This window comes from Kitasatospora sp. NPDC058184 (assembly GCF_042883725.1).
In the GTDB taxonomy this organism is placed as follows: Bacteria; Actinomycetota; Actinomycetes; order Streptomycetales; family Streptomycetaceae; genus Kitasatospora.
This window is the reverse complement of the sequence record NZ_JBHVVE010000035.1, coordinates 1-19,759: the sequence shown is the minus strand read 5'-3', so window position 1 is coordinate 19,759 and position 19,759 is coordinate 1. Positions and strand designations below refer to the sequence as shown.

Here is a 19,759-nt window from a genome sequence, read left to right as displayed (position 1 = left end):
GACCCTCCGGCACGGCGGCGGATCTCATTTTCCTTAGCGAGAGTAATGACGTAAGCTAAAGAGATGCCCGAGATGTCCGAGCAGGACCTCGCAGCGATCAGTCAGCTGCGATCGTCCACGATGCGCCTCTCCCGACGACTCAAACACCAGAGGGTGGAGGAGTCGCTGAGTCCCACCGAGATGGGAGTGCTGGGCACCCTCGCCCGGTGCGGGAAGGCGACGCCGGGTGAGCTCGCCCGGAAGGAGCACGTGCAGCCTCCTTCGATGACCAGGATCGTCGCGATGCTGGAGGAGAAGGGGCTGGTGCGGCGCGAACCGCACCCCGAGGACCGCCGACAGGTGGTCGTCAGCAGCACCGAGCAGGCCGAGACGATCCTCGCGGAGAGTCGTCGGCGCCGGAACGTCTGGCTCGCCGAGCTCGCCCAGGGGCTCGACGAGGAGGAGTGGGCCGTCCTCAGGGAGGCCGCGCCCGTGCTCTACAAGCTCGCACACCTGTAGCCGTACACCCGCGGTCCGTACGGCCGCAGCTCGTACACCTCTGAGGCACACCGACCCCGGCCGGCCGCCGGGAGAACAAGGAGCCCGCATCACCGCAGGACCGACCACCGACACCAGGAGCGCGACGGCCACCGCCATGGCCGTCGCGCCGCGAGGGGAGACCAACGTGACACCGACGGCCGCAGCCAGCGCCGCCATCCGCACCGACGAGCCCACCACCGACCCCGCCGCGGCCAGTGCCGCGGCCGCCGAAGCCCAGGCACCCGCCCCCACGGGACTGCCCGGCAACGGCGACGACGACCCCGACGAACGCACCGCGGCGGACCCCGCCGCTCCCGGCCGATCCCGATCGGCCACATCTCCCACAGGCGCCCGCTTCACGAGGCCCGGGGGGATGTTCTCCTCCCTTCGCGTTCGCAACTACCGCTACTACTTCGCCGGCCAGGTGGTGTCCAACACCGGCACCTGGATGCAGCGCATCGCCCAGGACTGGCTGGTGCTGAGCCTCACCGGCAGCCCGCTCGCGGTCGGCATCACCACCGCCATGCAGTTCCTGCCGATGCTGCTGCTCGGACTGTTCGGCGGCGTGCTCGCCGACCGGATGCCCAAGCGCCGGCTGCTGATCTACACCCAGGGCGCGATGGGCCTGCTGGCCGCCGGCCTCGCGGTGCTGACCGTCGGCGGCGTGGTGACGCCGTACTACGTGTACGCCTTCGCGCTGCTGCTCGGCCTGGTCACCGTGGTGGACAACCCGACCCGGCAGGCCTTCGTCTCCGAGATGGTCGGCCCGAAGGACCTGGCCAACGCCGTCAGCCTGAACGCCGCCAACTTCCAGACCGCCCGGCTGGTCGGCCCCGCCGTCGCGGGCCTGCTGATCGCCGCGGTCGGCAGCGGCTGGGCGTTCGCCGTCAACGCGCTGTCCTTCGCCGCCGTGATCGGCGGGCTGCTCGCGATGCGGGAGTCCGAACTGCGCCCGACCGCGCCGATCGCCCGCGAGAAGGGGCAGTTGCGCGAGGGCCTGCGGTACGTCAGGGAGCGGCCCGAGCTGCTCTGGCCGATGGTGCTGGCCGGGTTCATCGGCACCTTCGGCTTCAACTTCCCGACGCTGCTCTCCGGTTTCGCGTACGACACCTTCGAGGTGGGCGCCGGCCAGTACGGCCTGCTGAACACCGCGATGGCGATCGGCTCGCTGGCGGGTGCGCTGCTCGCCGCCCGCCGGGGCGTGCCGCGGCTGCGCCGGCTGGTCGGCGCGGCGCTGGCCTTCGGAGCGCTGGAGGTGGTCGCCGCGTTCGCGCCCGACTACTGGACCTTCGCGCTGCTGCTGATGCTCATCGGGGTGTTCGGGCTGAGCTTCAACACCTCCGTCAACTCCATGCTGCAGTTGTCCACCGACCCCGAGATGCGCGGCCGGGTGATGGGCCTGCTGGTGCTGGTCTTCACCGGCGGCACGCCGATCGGCGCCCCGGTCGTCGGCTGGGTGACCGCCTCGTACGGGCCCCGGCTCGGCCTGCTGGCCTGCGGACTGGTCTCCGCGGCGGCGGCCGGCACGGTCGGCCTGGTGCTGGCCCGCAGCGCGGACCTGCGGGTGCGGTTCGACCTGCACCCGGGCCGTGGCGGCCGGGTGGTGGCCTTCGTGCCGCGGACCGGTGCGGCGAGCAAGTCGGAGCTGGCGGCGGCCTGCTGATGCCGTGTCAGGCCCCCGGGAGTGCCCCGGGGGCCCGGATGGTTCAGGAGCCCGGACGGTTCAGAGGCGGACGGTTCAGAGCCGGATCTCCAGCACCTGGCCGGGCCAGAGGCCGTGCGGCTGCTCGACCTCGAACGTCACGGTCTCGGTGAAGCCGAGCGCCCGGTAGAGCCCGACCAGCTTGCGGTCGGCGCCGCCGTAGCAGTCCACCCGGAGCAGGCCGATGCCGCGCCGGCGGGCCTCCTCGATCGCGTCGGCGATCAGCGCGGCGCCGATGCCGGAGCCCTTGCGGGTGCGGTCGGTGACCAGGTTGCGGACGTACAGCTCGCGCTCGTCCACGGCGGGGATCCACCGGCCGCGGTCCTCGGAGACCACGCAGCAGCCGACCGTACGGCCGTCCTCGTCCACGGCGAGGCGGATCAGGAACGGCTCCTCGGCGTACGAGGAGACCTGGTCGATCCGGGCCTGGTTGGTGCTGAACGGCTGGTCGCCCCACTGGCCGGTACGGCCCTGGGCGGTCAGCCAGGAGACGGCGCTGTCGAGCAGGGACAGGATGTCGGGGACGTCCGCGGACCCCCCGTTGCGGATCTTCATGGAAGACCGTTCTACCCCAGACGGCCGGTCGCGGGAAGATTGATCCATGAGGTTGTTCGTGGCGGTGCTGCCGACGACCGAGGCGCTGCAGGGGCTCGCGGACGCGGTCGCGCCGCTGCGGGAGCTGCCGGGGGCGGAGCGGCTGCGCTGGACCGGCGCCGAGGGCCGGCACCTGACCCTGGCCTTCCTGGGCGAGGTGGCCGCCGAGCGGCTGCCCGAGCTGGCGGCGGGCCTGGCCGCCGTCGCCGAGGTCAACCCGGTGCACCGGCTGCGGATCGCGGGCGCGGGGCGGTTCGGCGACCGGGTGCTCTGGGCCGGGGTCGAGGGCCAGGCCTGGGCGCTGCGCAGGCTGGCCGAGGCCGTCACGGAGGCTACCGCCGAGGTCACCGGGGCGACCGACGACTTCGCCTTCCACCCGCACCTCACCCTCGCCCGGGCGGGCTCCTCGCGCGGGCACCGGCGGGCCGTGCGGCGGGTCGCGGCGGCCGAGCTGGACGGCCTGGTGGCGGCGCTGGCCGACTACCGGGGGCCGGAGTGGGAGGCCGCCGAGCTGCACCTGGTGCGCAGCGACCAGGGCGGCGGCTCCGCGCGCTACGTGACGCTGCGCACCTGGGCGCTGGCCGACTGGGGCTGAGGGCTGAGGGCTGAGGGCTGAGCGCTGAGCGCCGCGGGGCGGGCCGTGGGGGCGGTGGGGCAGGGGCCCGGCGGAGTCCGGGGTGAGCCGGAGGTACGCTCGTTGACCGTGGATCCCAAGACTCGTATGCGCATCGTCTCCGGCACCCTGGTGCTGATGCTGGTCGTCGTGCTGATCAGCTCACTGGTCGGCCGCTGAGGCCTGCCTGAGGCCCGTCCGAGGGCTGCCTGAGCCTGCCGGAGGCCCGTCCGGGCACAGACACGCCCCAGGACCCCGGGAACGGCGAGAGGGCCACCGCCCGTCGGCGGTGGCCCTCGGCCGTGTCCTCGGGGGACCGGGTCAGACCTGCGCGAGCTGCTCGACCACGTAGTCGACGCAGTGGGTGAGCGCCTCGACGTCCGCCGGGTCGATCGCCGGGAACATCGCGATGCGCAGCTGGTTGCGGCCCAGCTTGCGGTACGGCTCGGTGTCCACGATGCCGTTGGCACGCAGTGCCTTGGCGACCGCGGCGGCGTCCACCGACTCGTCGAAGTCGATGGTGCCGACCACCTGGGAGCGCTCGGCCGGGTTCGCCACGAAGGGGGTCGCGAAGGGGGACTTCTCGGCCCAGGAGTACAGCCGGGACGAGGAGTCGGCGGTGCGGGCGACCGCCCAGTCCAGCCCGCCGTTGCCGTTCAGCCACTCCAGCTGGTCGGCCAGCAGGAAGAGGGTGGAGAGCGACGGGGTGTTGTACGTCTGGTCCTTCGACGAGTTGTCGATGGCCGTCGGCAGCGAGAAGAACGGCGGGATGTAGCGGCCGGAGGCGGCGATCTCGGCGGCGCGCTCCAGGGCGGCCGGGGAGAAGGTGGCCAGCCACAGGCCGCCCTCGGAGGCGAAGGACTTCTGCGGGGCGAAGTAGTAGACGTCCGTCTCGGTGATGTCCACCGGCAGGCCGCCGGCGCCCGAGGTGGCGTCCACCAGGACCAGCGAGCCCTCGTCGGCGCCGGCCGGGCGCGCGATCGGCATCGCGACGCCGGTCGAGGTCTCGTTGTGGGTGAGCCCGTAGACGTCCACGCCGGCCTCGGCGACCGGCAGCGGGTGGGTGCCCGGGGCGGTCTTGATCACGGTCGGCTCGCCGAGCCACGGCGCGGCCTTGACCGAGGAGGCGAACTTCGAGGAGAACTCGCCGAAGTCCAGGTGCTGGGACTTCTCCCGCACCAGGCCGAAGGCGGCGATGTCCCAGAAGGCGGTGGAGCCGCCGTTGCCGAGGACGACCTGGTAGCCGTCCGGCAGCGAGAACAGGCTGCTCACGCCCTCGCGCACGCGCTTGACCACGTTCTTGACCGGGGCCTGGCGGTGCGAGGTGCCGAGCAGGGAGGTCTGGGTGGCGGCGAGGGCACTCAGGGCCTCGGGGCGCACCTTGGACGGTCCGCAGCCGAAACGGCCGTCTGCGGGCTTGATGTCAGCGGGGATCTGGATCTGAGCCACGCGCGCAGCCTACCGGCCGGGGGCCCCGGCGGGGTACGGCCGTCCGCCCGCTGAGACCGCGGTCACGGCTGCTCGGGGAGCCGCCCGGAAACGTGCGGCAGCGGGCCCGGCCGGAGCCGGACCCGCTGCTCAGGGGCACTGACCGGACGCTCGTCCGGTATTCGCCGACCGGGGGGTCAGCGGGCGATGGCGTCCCAGCCCTCGATCTCCTCGGGGCGGCGCGGGCCGGGGCCGATGTAGCGCGCGGAGGGGCGCACGAGCCGGCCCGTGCGCTTCTGCTCCAGGATGTGCGCCGACCAGCCGGCCGTCCGGGCGCAGGTGAACATCGAGGTGAACATGTGCGCCGGGACCTCGGCGAAGTCCAGCATGATGGCGGCCCAGAACTCGACGTTGGTGGCCAGCACGCGGTCGGGGCGGCGGTTGTGCAGCTCCTCCAGCGCGGCCTTCTCCAGCGCCTCGGCGACCTCGAAGCGCGGCGCGCCGAGCTCCTTGGCGGTGCGGCGCAGCACCCGGGCGCGCGGGTCCTCGGCGCGGTAGACGCGGTGGCCGAAGCCCATCAGGCGCTCGCCCTTGTCCAGGGCGTTCTTGACCCAGGCGGTGGCGTCGCCGGTGCGCTCGATCTCCTCGATCATGCCGAGCACGCGGGACGGCGCGCCGCCGTGCAGCGGGCCGGACATCGCGCCGACCGCGCCGGAGAGCGCGGCCGCGACGTCGGCGCCGGTGGAGGCGATGACCCGGGCGGTGAAGGTGGAGGCGTTCATGCCGTGCTCGGCGGCGGAGGTCCAGTAGGCGTCGACGGCCTTGACGTGCTTCGGGTCGGGCTCGCCGCGCCAGCGGATCATGAACCGCTCGACGACCGTCTCGGCCTTGTCGATCTCGCTCTGCGGGACCATCGGCAGGCCCTGGCCGCGGGCCGACTGGGCGACGTAGGAGAGTGCCATCACGGCGGCCCGGGCGAGGTCGTCGCGGGCCTGCTCGGCGTCGATGTCCAGCAGCGGCTTGAGGCCCCAGACCGGGGCGAGCATGGCGAGCGCCGACTGCACGTCGACCCGGATGTCGCCGGAGTGCACCGGGATCGGGAACGGCTCCGCGGCCGGCAGGCCGGGGTTGAACTTGCCGTCCACCAGCAGGCCCCAGACGTGGCCGAAGGAGACGCTGCCCACCAGGTCGTCGATGTCGACACCGCGGTACCGCAGGGCGCCGCCCTCACGGTCGGGTTCGGCGATCTCGCTCTCGAACGCGACGACTCCCTCAAGCCCGGGTACGAAATCGGACATGCGACGGCTCCCTCAGTTCTGTGATCGGCGCTCCGCCGTGGTGGGGCGGCGCGCCAGTGACCGAATGGTGTTTGGCACTCGGTGCCAGGGTGACAGGCACGGGGTGCATTGCGCCATACACCACCATGGTGATGTTTCCCGTCGACCCGTTTGACTTTCCCCGTCGGAGGGGCCGGCCGGGCTCGTGGCGCTCCCGGAACCCCTGGAATCGCCGGAACCAAACGTCCGGTTCCGGACAATTCCCCGCAGGGCGGGCGGCCGAGCGGTGGAGGGTCACCTGATCTCCCACCGGGGTTTGTCCGGAGGTAGCGGTGCCCGCTGCTTGTCGTACGGGATGATGTTGGCGTGCAGACCCCGGATCGCGCCCAGTCGACGCCCCCGAGCCCCGCCAACCGGACCCTGGCCGACGAGGCCCGCCCCGGCCCGGACCTCACCGTGATGCGCAAGCACTACAGCCACGAGGGCCTGGTCGAGGAGCAGCTCGCGCCCGAGCCGATCGGCCAGTTCACCCGCTGGTTCCACGACGCCGACGACGCCGGGGTGGTGGAGCCCAACGCGATGGTGCTCTCCACCGCCGACGCCGAGGGGCGGCCCAGCTCGCGCACCGTCCTGCTCAAGGGCTACGACCTGCGCGGCTTCGTGTTCTTCACCAACTACGGCTCCCGCAAGGGCTCCGAGCTGGCCGCCAACCCGCATGCCGGGCTGCTGTTCCCGTGGATCGCGCTGGCCCGCCAGGTGATCGTCCAGGGCCGGGTGGAGAAGGTCGGCCGGGACGAGACCGCGGCCTACTTCCGCACCCGCCCGCACGGCTCCCAGCTGGGCGCCTGGGCCAGCGAGCAGTCCAGCCCGGTCGGCGGCCGGGAGGTCCTCGAACAGCGGTACGCCGAGCTGGAGCGCCGCTACCCGGAGGGCGAGGGCGTGCCCGTCCCGCCGTTCTGGGGCGGGTACCGGGTGGTCCCGCGGAGCGTCGAGTTCTGGCAGGGCCGGGAGAACCGGCTGCACGACCGGCTCCGCTACGTCGCCGACCCGTCCAGCCCGACGGGGTGGCGGGTGGAGCGGCTCTGCCCGTGATCCGTTCGGCCCACAGGCTCCGCGCGGCGCCCGCGCGGAGCTGATGGACCGTCATCCCCCGGGTGTAGGATGCCCGTCGCGGACCTGGGTCGATGCACTTGCGGCCGGCAGCCCGCTGTGCCGACACGATCGAGTGAGGGACTGATGGGCGTCACCGGTGCGGAAACCGCCGCTGGACTCGGCTCTGACCTGGTCGACGTCGCCGCCCTGCCGCTCGACGAACTCGACGCCCTGCCCGACACCGTCCTCGGCGACCTGCTGCGCCGGGTGGTCGCGGACGCCCTGACCCCCGGCGCGGAGCCGCTCGCCGCCTTCCAGTCGGCGCTCGACCGGTAGCGCGCCGCGCACTGCCCGGTGCGCGCCGCCCGGCGCGCCCGCCCGGCGTCCGCGCCCTCCGTTCACCGTCCGCGCCCCTCCTCCGGCGTGTCGGGCCCGACGAGCGCCCGCGCCCCCGCCGGCGCGCCCCCGAGCGCCGGAGCGCCCCCGGTCGGGGGAGTGCGCCTGGCCACCGGCTAAACCCCACGCGGCCGCCGAATCCCCCAACTCCCCTGCACTGGCGGTGGAGTTCGCGACATGCTGGGGTATGAAACCAGCGCCGTCGCGGACCGTCGGGCACGGGGGGAACAGGTGATGGAGCACGAACAGCACCGGCCGTACTTCTTCTTCAGCTACGCGCGCCGGGACTACGAGGCCGAGGACGCCTTCGTCAACCAGTTCTTCAACGACCTGCGGGACGAGCTCGGCCGGCTGGTCGGCACGGGCGTGCGCATCGAGGAGCTGGCCTACCGGGACACCGAGCGGCTGCGGCTGGGCGACGACTGGGCGGAGAAGCTGGCGACGATGCTCGGCCGCAGCCGGACCATGGTCGCGCTCTACTCCCCGGCCTACTTCGCCAGCCTCTACTGCGGCAAGGAGTGGACCGCCTTCCGCGGCCGGGTCCGGCGCCACCACGAGGACACCGGGGAGCTCATCCCGGCGCTCGTCCCGGTGCTCTGGGAGCCCGTCGAGCCGGGCGGCCTGGCCGACGAGGTGAACAAGATCCAGTGGGCCCAGCCGGACATGGGCGAGGCCTACGCCCGGTACGGCCTGCGGGCCCTGCTGCGCACCGCGCAGAGCGGGGCGTACGAGCAGGTCGTCCGGGTGGTCGCGGAGCGGGTCCGGGACGCGGCCGCGCGCCGGCTCGGCGTGCTGCCCGAGTTCGACCTCGGCGCCGTGCGCGGCTACTTCCCGCCCCCGGCGGCGCCGCCGGTGGCCTCCAGCCCCGGGATGGTGCGGCTGTTCATCGCGGCCGGCCGGGCCCCGGAGGCGGCCGCGGGCGACTCCCGCGCGGGCGGGTGGTACGGCGCCAAGCCGTGGCACTGGGCGCCGTACCACCCGCCCGTCCAGCCGTCCCTGGCGGCCCGCGCCCAGCAGGTGATCACCGGCGCCGGGCACACCACCACGCTGGAGGAGGTCGACACCGCGCTCGCCGAGAAGCTCGACCAGGCCCGCGAGGACAGCCAGGTGAGCATCCTGCTGGTGGACCCGTGGGTGGCTGGCGGTGAGCGCTACCGCTCCGCGCTGCGCGCGTACGACGAGCAGAACCACCCGGTCACCGGCGTGATGGTGCCCGCCGGCAGTGACGACCCGGCCGACGGGCCGGAGCGCGACGCGCTCTGGGCGGGCGTGCGCGACGTCTTCCGGCGCAACTGGCTGCGCCGGAGCGACCTGGAGCACTTGTTCCGGGTCAAAGTGAGCCGGGAGAGCTTCGACAGCGACCTCACCATCATGGTGACGGTGGCTCAGAACAAGCTCATGGACGACAACCTGGATTGGGGGGACGATGGCGGCGGCGCCTTCGGCTTCGGTCCGGGCGGCGGCCCGGACACCGGCCCGGCGATGCCCGGACTGGCCATCCCGGCCGGACCGCCGGGGCCCCGCCAGGGGCCCGCACGCACCGACCGGGGCCTCCCGGGTTCCACGGACCTGCCGCACCAGAGCCGGGGCAAGGACACCGCCGCCCCGCTGAGGGGGGAGAAGCACGATGACCACTGAGCCCGGCGCGGAGCCGGAGCGCGGCGGACCGGGATCGGTCGTCACGTTCTACTCCTTCAAGGGCGGCACCGGCCGCACCATGGCGCTCGCCAACGTCGGCTGGATCCTCGCCAGCCGCGGCCTGCGCGTCCTGGTCGTCGACTGGGACCTGGAGGCGCCCGGCCTCCACCGGTACTACCACCCGCTGCTGGTCGACCCGGAACTGCACTCCACCGACGGCCTGATCGACCTGCTGCGCTCCTACGTCAAGCAGGCGCTGCCCTCCGCCACCGGGCCGGTCGGGCAGTCCCCGGCCGACTGGCTGGACGAGCCCGGGCGCCTGGACGGCTACGTCTGCGGCCTCGCCCTCGACCTGCCGCCCGGCGGCCGGCTCGACTTCCTTCCCGCCGGCCGGCAGAACGCCGCCTACGGCGCGGCCGTCACCAGCTTCAACTGGCGCAGCTTCTACTACGGCCGGGACATCCGCGGCGGCGAGTTCCTGCGCGAGCTGCGCGAACGCTGGGCCCGCGGCTACGACTACGTGCTCATCGACAGCCGCACCGGCGTCAGCGACACCTCCGGCATCTGCACCGTCCTGATGCCCGACACCGTGGTGGACTGCTTCACCTTCAGCGTCCAGAACATCCGCGGCGGCGTCGACGCCGCCCGCGCCATCGCCGAGGCCGAGGAGCGGGCGATCCGGGTCCTGCCGGTGCCGATGCGGGTCGAGGACGCCGAGCAGGAGCGCCTGGAGGCCGGCCGCGACTACGCCCGCGAGGCCTTCGCCCCCTACCTCGGCCGCTGGCTGGCCGGCGACCGCCGGGCCGCCTACTGGGCCGACGTCGAGGTGCCGTACAAGCCCTTCTACGCCTACGAGGAGGTGCCCGCCACCGTCGCCGACCGGCCGCAGGAGGCCCGCAGCCTGCTCAACGCCTTCGAACGGCTGGCGGGTTGGATCACCGACGGCCGGGTCCGCACCCTGCGCCCGCTCACCGCCGAGGCCCGCCGCCGGCTGTACGGCGCCTACCTGCGCTCCGCCCGCGCGGTGCCGCGCCAGGTGTTCGTCAGCTACGCGCCCGAGGACCGGATGTGGGCCGAGTGGGCCGCCGGGACGCTCACCCGCTTCGGCTACCAGACCTCCCTGCACAGCGCCGCCGAACCGTACTCCGGCTCCCGGCCGCCCGAGGTCGCCGGGCCGGTCGACGGCCAGGGCCGGCTGCTCGCGCTGCTCTCGCCCGAGTACACCGCGCTGCCCCGGGCCGCCGAGGTCTGGCAGCTCCTCCAGGGGCGCGAACTGGCCTCCGGCTCACCGGCGTTGGTCGCCTTCCGGCTCCAGGACTCGGACGAGCCGGTGCCCCGCCCGTTCGCCGGGCAGCCCGCGCCCGACCTGGTCCGCTCCTCCGCGGTCGGCGCCGAGTCCCAGCTCTACGCCGAACTCGGCCCGCCGCCCGGCAGCAGCCGCCAGTCCGACACCGACAGCGGGGAGTTCGCCGCCCCGGCGCGGTTCCCCGGCACCGCCCCGCAGGTCCAGGACGCGCCCTCGCGCAACGCCGCCTTCATCGGCCGCGGCAAGCTCCTGGAACTGCTCCGCAACCGCTTCACCGGCGGGCCCGCCGCCGTGCTCAGCCAGGTGCTCTACGGCTTCGGCGGCGCCGGCAAGTCCCAGATCGCCGCCGAGTACGCGCACCGCTTCAAGGCCGCCTACGACGTGGTCTGGTGGGTGCCCGCCGAGGAGCCCGCCAACATCCCGCAGAAGCTCGCCGAACTCGCGCCCCGGCTCGGCGTGCCCACCAGCGACGACGTCGCCCACACCGCCGCCACCGTGCTCGACGCGCTGCGCCGCGGCCAGCCGTACCGCCGCTGGCTGCTCGTCTTCGACAACGCCGGCACCCCCGAGGAGCTCGCCCCCTGGCAGCCGGCCGGCTCCTCCGGCGGGCACGTGCTGATCACCTCCCGCAACCAGGGCTGGGCCCGGCACGCCGGCCTGGTGGAGGTCGACGTCTTCCTCCGCGAGGAGAGCGTCCGGCTGCTGCGCCGCTTCAACGGCGGCCTCTCCTCCGAGGACGCCGACCAGGTCGCGCACCGCCTCGGCGACCTCCCGCTCGCCGTCGGCCAGGCCGCCGTCTGGCTCCAGGAGACGTCGATGCCGATCGCCACCTACCTCGAACTGCTCGACGAAGAGCTCACCGAGATGCTGGAACGCACCCGGCTGCGCGCCGCCGACTACCCGCACTCGGCCGCGGCGACCTGGCGCATCTCGGTCGAGGAACTGCGCCGGATGAACGCCCCGGCCGCCCAGATCCTGGAGATCTGCGCCTTCTTCGGCCCGGACGCCATCCCGATGCGGCTGCTCTACAGCCGGGCCGTCACCCGCGCCCTGCGGCTGCCCCCGCGCGCGCCCCGCGACAAGCTCGCGATCGGCGAGTTCCTGCGCGCCATCAACCGGTTCGGGCTCGCCCGCACCGACCAGGGCAGCGAGACCATCACCGTGCACCGGCTCGTCCAGGCCGTGCTGCGGGACCAGGTCGAGGAGGACCGGCGGGCCGAACTGCGCGGCGTCGTCCACGCCGCGCTCGCCACCGCCAACCCCGGCGACCCGGACGTGCCCGCGAACTGGGCCGAGTACGCCGAACTCCTGCCTCACCTCTGGCCGTCCGGGGCGCTCGACAGCGCCGACGAGGACGTCCGGCAGTGGATCATCGACTCGGTCCGCTACCAGTGGAAGCGCAGCCTGCACGAGTCCGGCCGGGAACTGGCCGAGCGCACCCTGGAGCACTGGCGCCAGGACGGCTACGGCGGGCCCGACTTCGACGTCGACAACGACGCCCAGACGCTCATGCTGCGCACCCAGCTGAGCAACATCCGCCGCTCCCAGGGCGCCCTCCAGGAGGCGTACGAGATGGACCGGGACATCCTGGACCGCTTCACCGCGACCCTGGGCCCGGAGCACTCCCACACCCTCGCCGTCGCCAATAGCCTCGGCGCCGACCTGCGCTTCCTCGGCCGCTACGACGAGGCCCGGGCGCTCGACCGCCGCACCCTGGACGCCGCCCGGCGCACCCTCGGCCCGGACCACCCGCGCACCCTGATGATCACCAACAACCTCGCCGTCTCCGACTACCTGGCCGGCGACCGCCGGGCCGCCCTGGAACGGCACCGCAGCAACTACCTCCAGCAGCGCGACGCGCTCGGCGCGCACAGCCTCTACGCGCTCTCCTCCGCCTCCAACTACGCCCGCGACCTGCGCGAGACCGGGCGGCTGCGGGAGGCCCTGGACCTGCTGGAGGAGACCGTCCGGATCTACCAGCAGACCATCGGCGACGGTCACACCGACACCCTGCGCGCCCGCAAGAACCTCGCCGTGGCGCTGCGCCGGGCCGGCCGGTACCACGAGGCCCTGGAGATCGACGAGGACATCTACCAGCGCTACCTGGACATCAACGGCGCCGAGCACCCCGACACCCTGGCCGCCGCCACCAACCTGGCCAGCGACCTCAACGCGCTCGGCGACACCGGCCGGGCGATCCCGCTGGCCGAGCGGGCGCTGCTGCGGTACCGCGACTACCTGGGCGAGGACCACCCGGTGACGCTGGCCGGCGCCAACAACCTCTCGGTGTACCTGCGGCTGGCGGGGCGCGCGGCGGAGGCGCGCGAGCTCTCCGGCCGTACGCTGGCGCAGTTCCGCCGCGTCCTCGGCGCCCACCACCTCTACATCCCGATCGCGATGATGAACCACGCCAACGACCTGTCGCTGGCCGGGGAGCTCCAGGCCGCGCTCGAACTGGAGCTGGAGGCCGAGCCGTTGATGACCGCCGCCCTCGGCCAGGACCACTACGACTCCATCGGCATCAACTCCAACCTCGCGCTGTCGCTGGCCGCCCTCGGGTACGCCGAGCGGGCCGCGGAGCTGCGGTCGGACTGCATCCGGCGGGCCCGGGTCACCCTGGGGGAGGAGCACCCGACGACGATCGCGGTGCGGGCCGGCACGCGGCTGGACTCCGACGTGGAGCCGCCGCACGTGTGACGGACCGTCAGGTGCGGTGGTCCGCGCTCCGGGGCCGGTGGCCTAGGCTCACGGGCATGGTGCCGTTCCGGCAGTTCCTGCTGAAGATCCACAGTCGGTGCAACCTGGCCTGCGACTACTGCTACGTGTACGAGGGCGCGGACCAGAGCTGGCGCGGGCGGCCGCGGCGGATGGAGCTCGCGACCGTCCGCCGCACCGCCCGGCGGATCGACGAGCACGCGGCCGAGCACGGGCTGGACGAGGTGTCCGTGGTGCTGCACGGCGGCGAGCCGCTGCTCGTCGGCGCGGCCCATCTGGACGCGCTGCTCGGCGAGTTGGCGGCCGTCCGGCCCCGGGTGCGGTTCACCGTGCAGACCAACGGGCTGCGGCTGCTGGACGAACCGGCACTGCTCGACGTGCTGCACCGCCACCGGGTCGCGGTCGGGGTCTCGCTGGACGGCACCCCGGCCGGCCACGACCGGCACCGCCGGCTGCCCTCCGGCGCGGGCAGCTGGGCGCGCACCGCCGAGGCGGTGCGGCTGCTCGGCTCCGACCGGCACCGGGAGCTGTTCGCCGGCCTGCTGTGCGTCGTCGACCTGGCCTCCGACCCGGTCGCCACCTACGAGGCGCTGCTGGAGTTCGCGCCGCCCCGGCTCGACCTGCTGCTGCCGCACGCGACCTGGCGGGAGCCGCCGCCGGGCGCCCCGCCCCGGACGGTGCCGCACGCGCCGCCGACGGGCGCGGAGCCCGCGCCGTACGGGGAGTGGCTGATCGCCGCCTTCGACCGCTGGTACGACGCGCCGCGCCGGGAGACCGGGGTGCGGCTGTTCGAGGAGCTGGCGGTGCTGCTGCTCGGCGGGCGGGCCGCCAGCGAGGCGGTCGGGCTGGCGCCCGTCGACCTGGTGGTGGTCGAGACGGACGGGGCGATCGAGCAGGCGGACAGCCTCAAGGTGGCCTACGACGGCGCCCCGGGGACCGGCCTGGACGTGTGGCGGCACGGCTTCGCCCGGGCGGGCGCGCACCCGGCCTTCCTGGCCCGCCAGCGCGGCCTCGCGGGCCTCGGGCCGGTCTGCGCCGGCTGCCCGCTGGCCCGGGTCTGCGGCGGGGGGCTGTACGCCCACCGGTACGCGGCGGGCGGCTTCGGGCAGCCGTCGGTGTACTGCGCGGACCTGGACCGGCTGATCCGGCACATGGCGGGGAGGCTGCGGGCGGGGGTGGCGGAGCTGGCGGGGGCGCCCGGGCAGGCGGCGGAGTCGGCGGGATCGGCGCTGTCGGCGGAGGTCGGGTCGGTGGGTCGGGAGCGTCGAGGGGCCCCTCGGCTCACCCGTCCGGGTCATGCCCGGCCGCCGTCCGGCTGATCCGCCCCGGCGCGGGGAGACCGCGGGCGGGCGCGGCGGGTTGGGCGATGGGCCGGCCGAACGGGCCGGAGGCCGTACGCACGAGGAGGAACGGTGGCGGGGACGGACGAGGTGGTGGCGGCCGGGGTGCCGGTCGCGCGCGGGGCGGACGGGCTGCCCCGGCACGGGGTGGACCGGGCGGTGTTCCGGGCGGTCGCGGGCGCGCGCGGCGGGCCGGAGGCCGTCCGGCTGCTGCGCGCCGGGCAGTTGAGCAAGCGGGCGCTGCTGCTGCTGGCGCTGCGCCGGGCGGTGCCGGAGCACGACGGCTACCGGGAGGCGTACGCCCGGGTGCGGGAGCTGCAGCGGAGCGACCGGGCGCGCTGGGAAGAGGTTCTGCTGCGGCCCGAGTTGGACGCCTGGGCGGCCGACTGCCTGCGCGGCGCGGCGGCGGGGGAGGACGTCCAGCTCGGCGGGCTGGGCGAGTTCCTCCGCCCGGCCCCGGGCCCGGCCCTCGCGCTGGAGTGCGACGGGCTGCGCTGGGCGCCGTCGCTCGACCACGCCGGTCCGCGCCGGGTGGACTACGGGCGCCCGCCGGCCGGCCCGCTGAACGGTACGGAACTCGCCCTCTGGGAGCGGCGGTTGGCCGAGGCCTGGGAGATCCTGGTGCGCCGCCACCGCCCCCACGCACGGGCCGTCGCGGCCTGCGTGGCCACCGTCGTGCCGCTGCGGCCCGCCCCCGGCGGGGAGGCGGTCAGCGCCGCCGCCCGGCGGGCGTACGGCGCGGTGGCGGCCTCGCTGCCGGACGATCCGGTGCTGCTGGCGCTGGCCCTGGTGCACGAGTTCCTGCACGTCCAACTCGGCGCCCTGCTGGACCTGGTGCCGCTGCACCGCCCCAACGGCCCGGCCGCCTACCACGCCCCCTGGCGGCCCGACCCGCGCCCGGCCGGGGCGCTGCTCCAGGGGGCGTACGCGCACCTGGGGGTGGCGGACTTCTGGCGGGCGGAGGCGGCTGCGGGGGCGGGCGACCTCGCACGTGCGCGGGGGGAGTCCGTCCGCTGGCGGACACACACCCTGAGCGCCGGGGAGACGCTCCTGAGCTGCGGCGAACTGACGGCGGCGGGGCTGGAGTTCACCGGGGAGCTGGTGCGGGCCGTCCGGGCGCTCGGCGGGCCGGGGGAATGAATCCGGCTTGCCGGATGCTTGGCCCGGCGGGGCGATTGTTCCGGTGCTTCCCGGGGCACTCCCGGGGTGTGACCAGGGGCTGGTCCGTGTGGTTGTTCGGGCACGGGCCGCGGCGACGCGCTTCGGCGCGGGCCACGGCGAAGTGCGCGACCGCTGAACGGGTGAATTCTGGGGGCCCAAAGCGCTGTCGTACGACGTCGGCAGCCCGGGGAGCCCAACGTGAGTCCGCAAGGTGCCGCGCGGAGTCTTCGCGGGCACTACATTGGTCGCAACCGGGTGGGCTTACCCACCCTCGGCAGGTCCTAACCGCGCCTAAGGAAACGAATATGACTCCGGTAACCAGCACCAGGCCGGCCGGCAAGCTCACTGACCCTCAGGAGACGCCGGAACGCCCCTCGCTCGCCGACCTCGCCGCACTCGGGGCGGAAGAGCTCGCCTCCCGGCTCCAGCGCGCGCTCCCCGGCGCGGACTCCGGCCTCGTGCCGGTCGCAGCCTTCAACTCCTCGATCTGACCCGGCCCGGAACTCCCGGCGGAGCCCAGGCCGAGCAGACCGAGCCGATCGAAGCGAACCGGACAGTTCCATGACGACGTCGATTCCGCTGCCGTTGACACAGTTCGTGGTCAAGATGCACAGCAGGTGCGATCTGGCCTGCGACCACTGCTACGTCTACGAACATGCGGACAGCAGCTGGCGGTCCCGGCCGAAGGTCATCGCGGACGGGATCCTGGCCAAGGCCGCCGAGCGCATCGGCGAGCACGCGGCCGCCCACCGGCTGCCCGCCGTCCGGGTCGTCCTGCACGGGGGAGAACCCCTGCTCGCCGGCCCGGACCGCTTGCGCCGCGCCGCCGAGGCGCTCCGGGCGGCACTCCCGCCCGGCTGCGCCCTCGACCTGCGCATCCACACCAACGGCGTGCTGCTGAACCGGGACTTCTGCGCGCTGTTCGCGGAGCAGGAGATCAAGGTCGGCATCTCGCTGGACGGCGACAAGGCCGCCAACGACCGCCACCGGCGGTTCGCCGACGGACGCAGCAGCCACCCGCAGGTGCTGCGGGCCGTCGCGCTGCTGAACGAACCCGGGTACCGGCACCTGTTCGCCGGGCTGCTGTGCACGATGGACGTCCGGAACGACCCGGTGGCCGTGTACCGGGCGCTGGCCGAACTCCGGCCGCCCGCCGTGGACTTCCTGCTCCCGCACGCCACCTGGGACGAGCCGCCCGGGCGCCCCGCCGAGCTGGGTGCCACCCCGTACGCCGACTGGCTGCTGACCGTCCACGGGCTGTGGGACGCGGACGGGCGGCCGTTCGCCGTACGGACCTTCGAGTCCGTGCACCGGACCCTGCGGGGGTTCTCCAGCCTCACCGAGTCGCTCGGACTGGAGCCCTCCGACCTGGCCGTCCTGGAGACGGACGGGACCTTCGAGCAGGCCGACAGCCTGAAGACCGCGTACGACGGCGCGCCCGCCACCGGGATGAACGTTTTCGCGCACAGCCTCGACGACCTCGCCCGCCACCCCGGCATCGCCGCCCGGCAGTCCGGCCTGGCCGGACTGAGCGAGGCCTGCCGCGCCTGCTCCGTGGTCCGCTCCTGCGGTGGCGGGCTGTACGCCCACCGCTATCGGAGCGACGATGGGGGAGGCAGCTTCGACCATCCCTCCGTCTACTGCGGTGATCTCATGACGTTCATCAAGGGCATTGCGGGGAGCGGGAGTTCCGGCGGCGGTGTGCCCGCGCAGCCGGCCGGTGTGCCCGGTGCGCCCGGTGTGCCCGGTGCGCCATCGCCGGAGGCCGAACCGCTGCTGCCCGGTGCGCTCGCCCCGTCGCAACTCGACGAACTCGCGCACGGATACGGGAGCGCGGAGACCGTCGCCGCGCTCGGCCGCTCCCAACTCGCCCTCACCCGGGCGATGCTGGCCGCCGCCTGGGACGCCTCCGGACAGGGGCGGGCCGAAGCGTGGACCCTGCTGGCCGAGCTCGACACGGCGGCCCCCGCCGCCGTGGACGCCGTCCTCGGCCACCCGTACGCCCGCGCCTGGGCGGCCCGCCGCCTCGCCGGGGACCTCCAGGCCGGACTCGGCCCGCTGGCCGCGCTCGCCGCGGCGGCCGCCGTGCGGGCCGGCCGGGGCGACGCGGTGGCCGTGCCCGTACGCGGCGGCTGGCTGCACCTGCCGACGCTCGGCCGGATCGCCGTACCCGACGGCGAGGCCGTGGTCACCGGGCGGGCGGGCGGCCTCGCGGTCCGGGCGTCCGACGGCACGGTGCGCACCGACCTGGACGAACCGCTGCGGAGGGTCCGGCTGGCCGGCGGCTGGACGGTCGCCCTGGAGGACGCCGACCCGCTGCGCGACTGCCACGACCACCCCGTCGCGGACCACCTCTCCGAGAGCGAACTGCTCGACTGGACGGGCGCGTTGCGCGAAGCCTGGGAGCTGCTCGGGCGCGATCTGCCCGGGTACGCGGAAGGCATCCGGGCCGGCCTGACGACGGTCACCCCGTTGCGGCCGGGCCCGACCGGCCGGGACGTCAGCTCGGCGGCCCGGCAGGCGTACGGCGCGGTCGGCATCGCCCGGCCCGCCACCGCGCCGACCCTCGCCCTGCTGCTCGCGCACGAGTTCCAGCACGTCAAACTCGGCGCGGTGCTGGACCTGACCGACCTGTACGACCGCGCCGACCCCACCCTGTACTTCGCCCCCTGGCGGCCCGACCCCCGGCCGCTCGAAGGGCTGCTCCAGGGCACGTACGCCCACCTGGCCGTCACCGAGTACTGGGGCACCCGCACCCTCGCGTACGACGGACTGCCGGGCACGGCCGCCGACCGGGCGCGGGAGCAGTTCGCGCTCTGGCGGCGGTACACCGCCGAGGCCGTGGAGCGGCTGGCGACCTCCGGAGCCCTGACCGGGACCGGCTCGCGCTTCGCCGACGGCATGCGTGCCACCGTGGCACCCTGGCTCGACCTGTCGCTGCCCGCCGCCGCCGAGCAGGCGGCCGACCGGGTACGGCGGGAACGGGCCGGGGTCTGACCTCCCACCCGCGCTGCCCCGGGACCTCCCCCGCCCGGGGCCCTCACCCCCCGGGAGACGCCATCCTCACCGAACCCCGCGCCGGCGGCGGCGTCGCCGTCGCCTCCCCCGTCCACCCCCTCGTCCGCGACCTCGCCGACCTCGGGGTCCGTCCCGGCACGGTGCTGCACGTCCAGGCATCGCTGCGCTCCCTCGGACCGGTGCCCGGCGGGGCGGCCGGGGTGGTCGAGGCCCTGCTCGACGCCCTGGGCCCCGACGGCACCCTCGTCGCCTACACCGCCACGCCCGAGAACTCCGCCACCTCCCGCATCCACCAGTCCGCCACCGCCGGTCTCTCCCCGGCGGAGGTGGCCGACTACCAGGCCCGGATGCCCCGCTTCGACCCGGCCACCACCCCGGCCTCGCCCTCCATGGGGGCGCTGTCGGAAGCCGTCCGCTCCTGGCCGGGCGTCCTGCGCAGCCGGCACCCGCAGACCTCCTGGGCCGCCGTGGGCCGGCTCGCCCACGAGGTCACCGCCCACCACCCGCTCACCTCCCACCTCGGCCCGGAGTCGCCGCTCGGACGGCTCTACGACCTGGACGCCCGGGTGCTGATGCTCGGCGTCCCGATGGACCGCTTCACCGCCTTCCACCTCGCCGACCTGCGCATGCCCGACGTGACCGTGCGCGAGTACCGGTGCGTCGGCGTGGACGGCTGGACCACCTTCCGGGCCCCCGACCTGGACGACCTCCACTTCGGCCGCCTCGGCGCCGAGGTCCTGCGCACCGCCCGCGGCGTCACCACGGCCCGCATCGGCACCGCCGACTGCCGGCTGGTGCCGGTGCGGGAGGCCGTCGACCTGGCCGAGGCCGTCCTGCGGCGCGGCCGCGCCTGAACCCCGCTCCTCGTTCCTACCGCTGACAAGAGACCCCGCCGTTTCCCACCCCCCGCCCCCACACCCACCCCTCCGCCCCACCCCGCCCCCGTCGCCGCTTCGGCTC

15 protein-coding genes are annotated in these 19,759 nt (G+C 74.6%); 12 read left to right on the top strand and 3 right to left on the bottom strand.

Annotation, left to right across the window (positions count from 1 at the left end; translation table 11 throughout):
• The first annotated feature begins 63 nt into the window (after nt 1-63).
• Both ACFVXH_RS38555 and ACFVXH_RS38550 read left to right on the top strand, forming a co-directional pair.
• Entirely contained in the window at nt 64-498 is a 435-nt protein-coding gene (locus tag ACFVXH_RS38555; RefSeq protein WP_030235202.1) for a MarR family winged helix-turn-helix transcriptional regulator, read from the top strand.
• A 136-nt stretch (nt 499-634) separates the two neighbouring features.
• On the top strand, nt 635-2,182 hold the full coding sequence (locus ACFVXH_RS38550) for an MFS transporter (protein WP_387830833.1): 1,548 nt from the start codon (nt 635-637) through the stop codon (nt 2,180-2,182).
• A 75-nt stretch (nt 2,183-2,257) separates the two neighbouring features.
• Here the strand turns inward: ACFVXH_RS38550 and ACFVXH_RS38545 are convergent, their stop codons facing one another.
• Entirely contained in the window at nt 2,258-2,776 is a 519-nt protein-coding gene (locus tag ACFVXH_RS38545; protein ID WP_387830831.1) for a GNAT family N-acetyltransferase, read from the bottom strand.
• 46 nt (nt 2,777-2,822) lie between these two features.
• On the opposite strand from ACFVXH_RS38545, the gene thpR reads away from it, so the two are divergent.
• On the top strand, nt 2,823-3,410 hold the full coding sequence (gene thpR, locus ACFVXH_RS38540; RefSeq protein WP_063780281.1) for an RNA 2',3'-cyclic phosphodiesterase: 588 nt from the start codon (nt 2,823-2,825) through the stop codon (nt 3,408-3,410).
• Nucleotides 3,411-3,749: 339 nt separating this feature from the next.
• Here the strand turns inward: thpR and serC are convergent, their stop codons facing one another.
• On the bottom strand, nt 3,750-4,877 hold the full coding sequence (gene serC, locus ACFVXH_RS38535; protein ID WP_049656082.1) for a phosphoserine transaminase: 1,128 nt from the start codon (nt 4,875-4,877) through the stop codon (nt 3,750-3,752).
• A gap of 176 nt (nt 4,878-5,053) precedes the next feature.
• Nucleotides 5,054-6,154: a citrate synthase 2 gene (locus tag ACFVXH_RS38530; RefSeq protein ID WP_049656080.1), complete on the bottom strand. Its 1,101-nt coding sequence runs from the start codon at nt 6,152-6,154 to the stop codon at nt 5,054-5,056.
• Between the two features lie 438 nt (nt 6,155-6,592).
• On the opposite strand from ACFVXH_RS38530, the gene pdxH reads away from it, so the two are divergent.
• From pdxH to ACFVXH_RS38485, 9 genes are all read left to right on the top strand, one after another.
• The gene (pdxH, locus tag ACFVXH_RS38525) at nt 6,593-7,225 is read left to right on the top strand and encodes a pyridoxamine 5'-phosphate oxidase (RefSeq protein ID WP_049656088.1); all 633 of its coding nucleotides are present in this window, start codon (nt 6,593-6,595) and stop codon (nt 7,223-7,225) included.
• Between the two features lie 144 nt (nt 7,226-7,369).
• Nucleotides 7,370-7,561: an FxSxx-COOH cyclophane-containing RiPP peptide gene (gene fxsA, locus ACFVXH_RS38520; protein ID WP_049656076.1), complete on the top strand. Its 192-nt coding sequence runs from the start codon at nt 7,370-7,372 to the stop codon at nt 7,559-7,561.
• Nucleotides 7,562-7,855: 294 nt separating this feature from the next.
• On the top strand, nt 7,856-9,259 hold the full coding sequence (locus ACFVXH_RS38515) for a TIR-like protein FxsC (RefSeq protein WP_387830827.1): 1,404 nt from the start codon (nt 7,856-7,858) through the stop codon (nt 9,257-9,259).
• A complete protein-coding gene (fxsT, locus tag ACFVXH_RS38510) occupies nt 9,249-13,262 on the top strand; it encodes an FxSxx-COOH system tetratricopeptide repeat protein (protein ID WP_387830825.1) in 4,014 nt (1,337 codons plus the stop codon). The genes ACFVXH_RS38515 and fxsT overlap by 11 nt, the downstream gene beginning before the upstream one ends.
• 56 nt (nt 13,263-13,318) lie before the next feature.
• A complete protein-coding gene (locus ACFVXH_RS38505; protein WP_387830823.1) occupies nt 13,319-14,599 on the top strand; it encodes an FxsB family cyclophane-forming radical SAM/SPASM peptide maturase in 1,281 nt (426 codons plus the stop codon).
• 93 nt (nt 14,600-14,692) lie between these two features.
• Nucleotides 14,693-15,760 carry an aKG-HExxH-type peptide beta-hydroxylase gene (locus ACFVXH_RS38500; protein ID WP_387830821.1) on the top strand — a complete coding sequence of 356 codons (1,068 nt, stop codon included), beginning with the start codon at nt 14,693-14,695 and terminating at the stop codon, nt 15,758-15,760.
• 326 nt (nt 15,761-16,086) lie between these two features.
• Nucleotides 16,087-16,272 carry a hypothetical protein gene (locus ACFVXH_RS38495; RefSeq protein WP_049660424.1) on the top strand — a complete coding sequence of 62 codons (186 nt, stop codon included), beginning with the start codon at nt 16,087-16,089 and terminating at the stop codon, nt 16,270-16,272.
• A gap of 70 nt (nt 16,273-16,342) precedes the next feature.
• Nucleotides 16,343-18,778, top strand: a complete 2,436-nt coding sequence (locus ACFVXH_RS38490; protein ID WP_387830819.1) for an FxsB family cyclophane-forming radical SAM/SPASM peptide maturase — start codon at nt 16,343-16,345, stop codon at nt 18,776-18,778.
• 161 nt (nt 18,779-18,939) lie between these two features.
• Entirely contained in the window at nt 18,940-19,653 is a 714-nt protein-coding gene (locus ACFVXH_RS38485; protein WP_387830817.1) for an aminoglycoside N(3)-acetyltransferase, read from the top strand.
• Nucleotides 19,654-19,759: the final 106 nt, after the last annotated feature.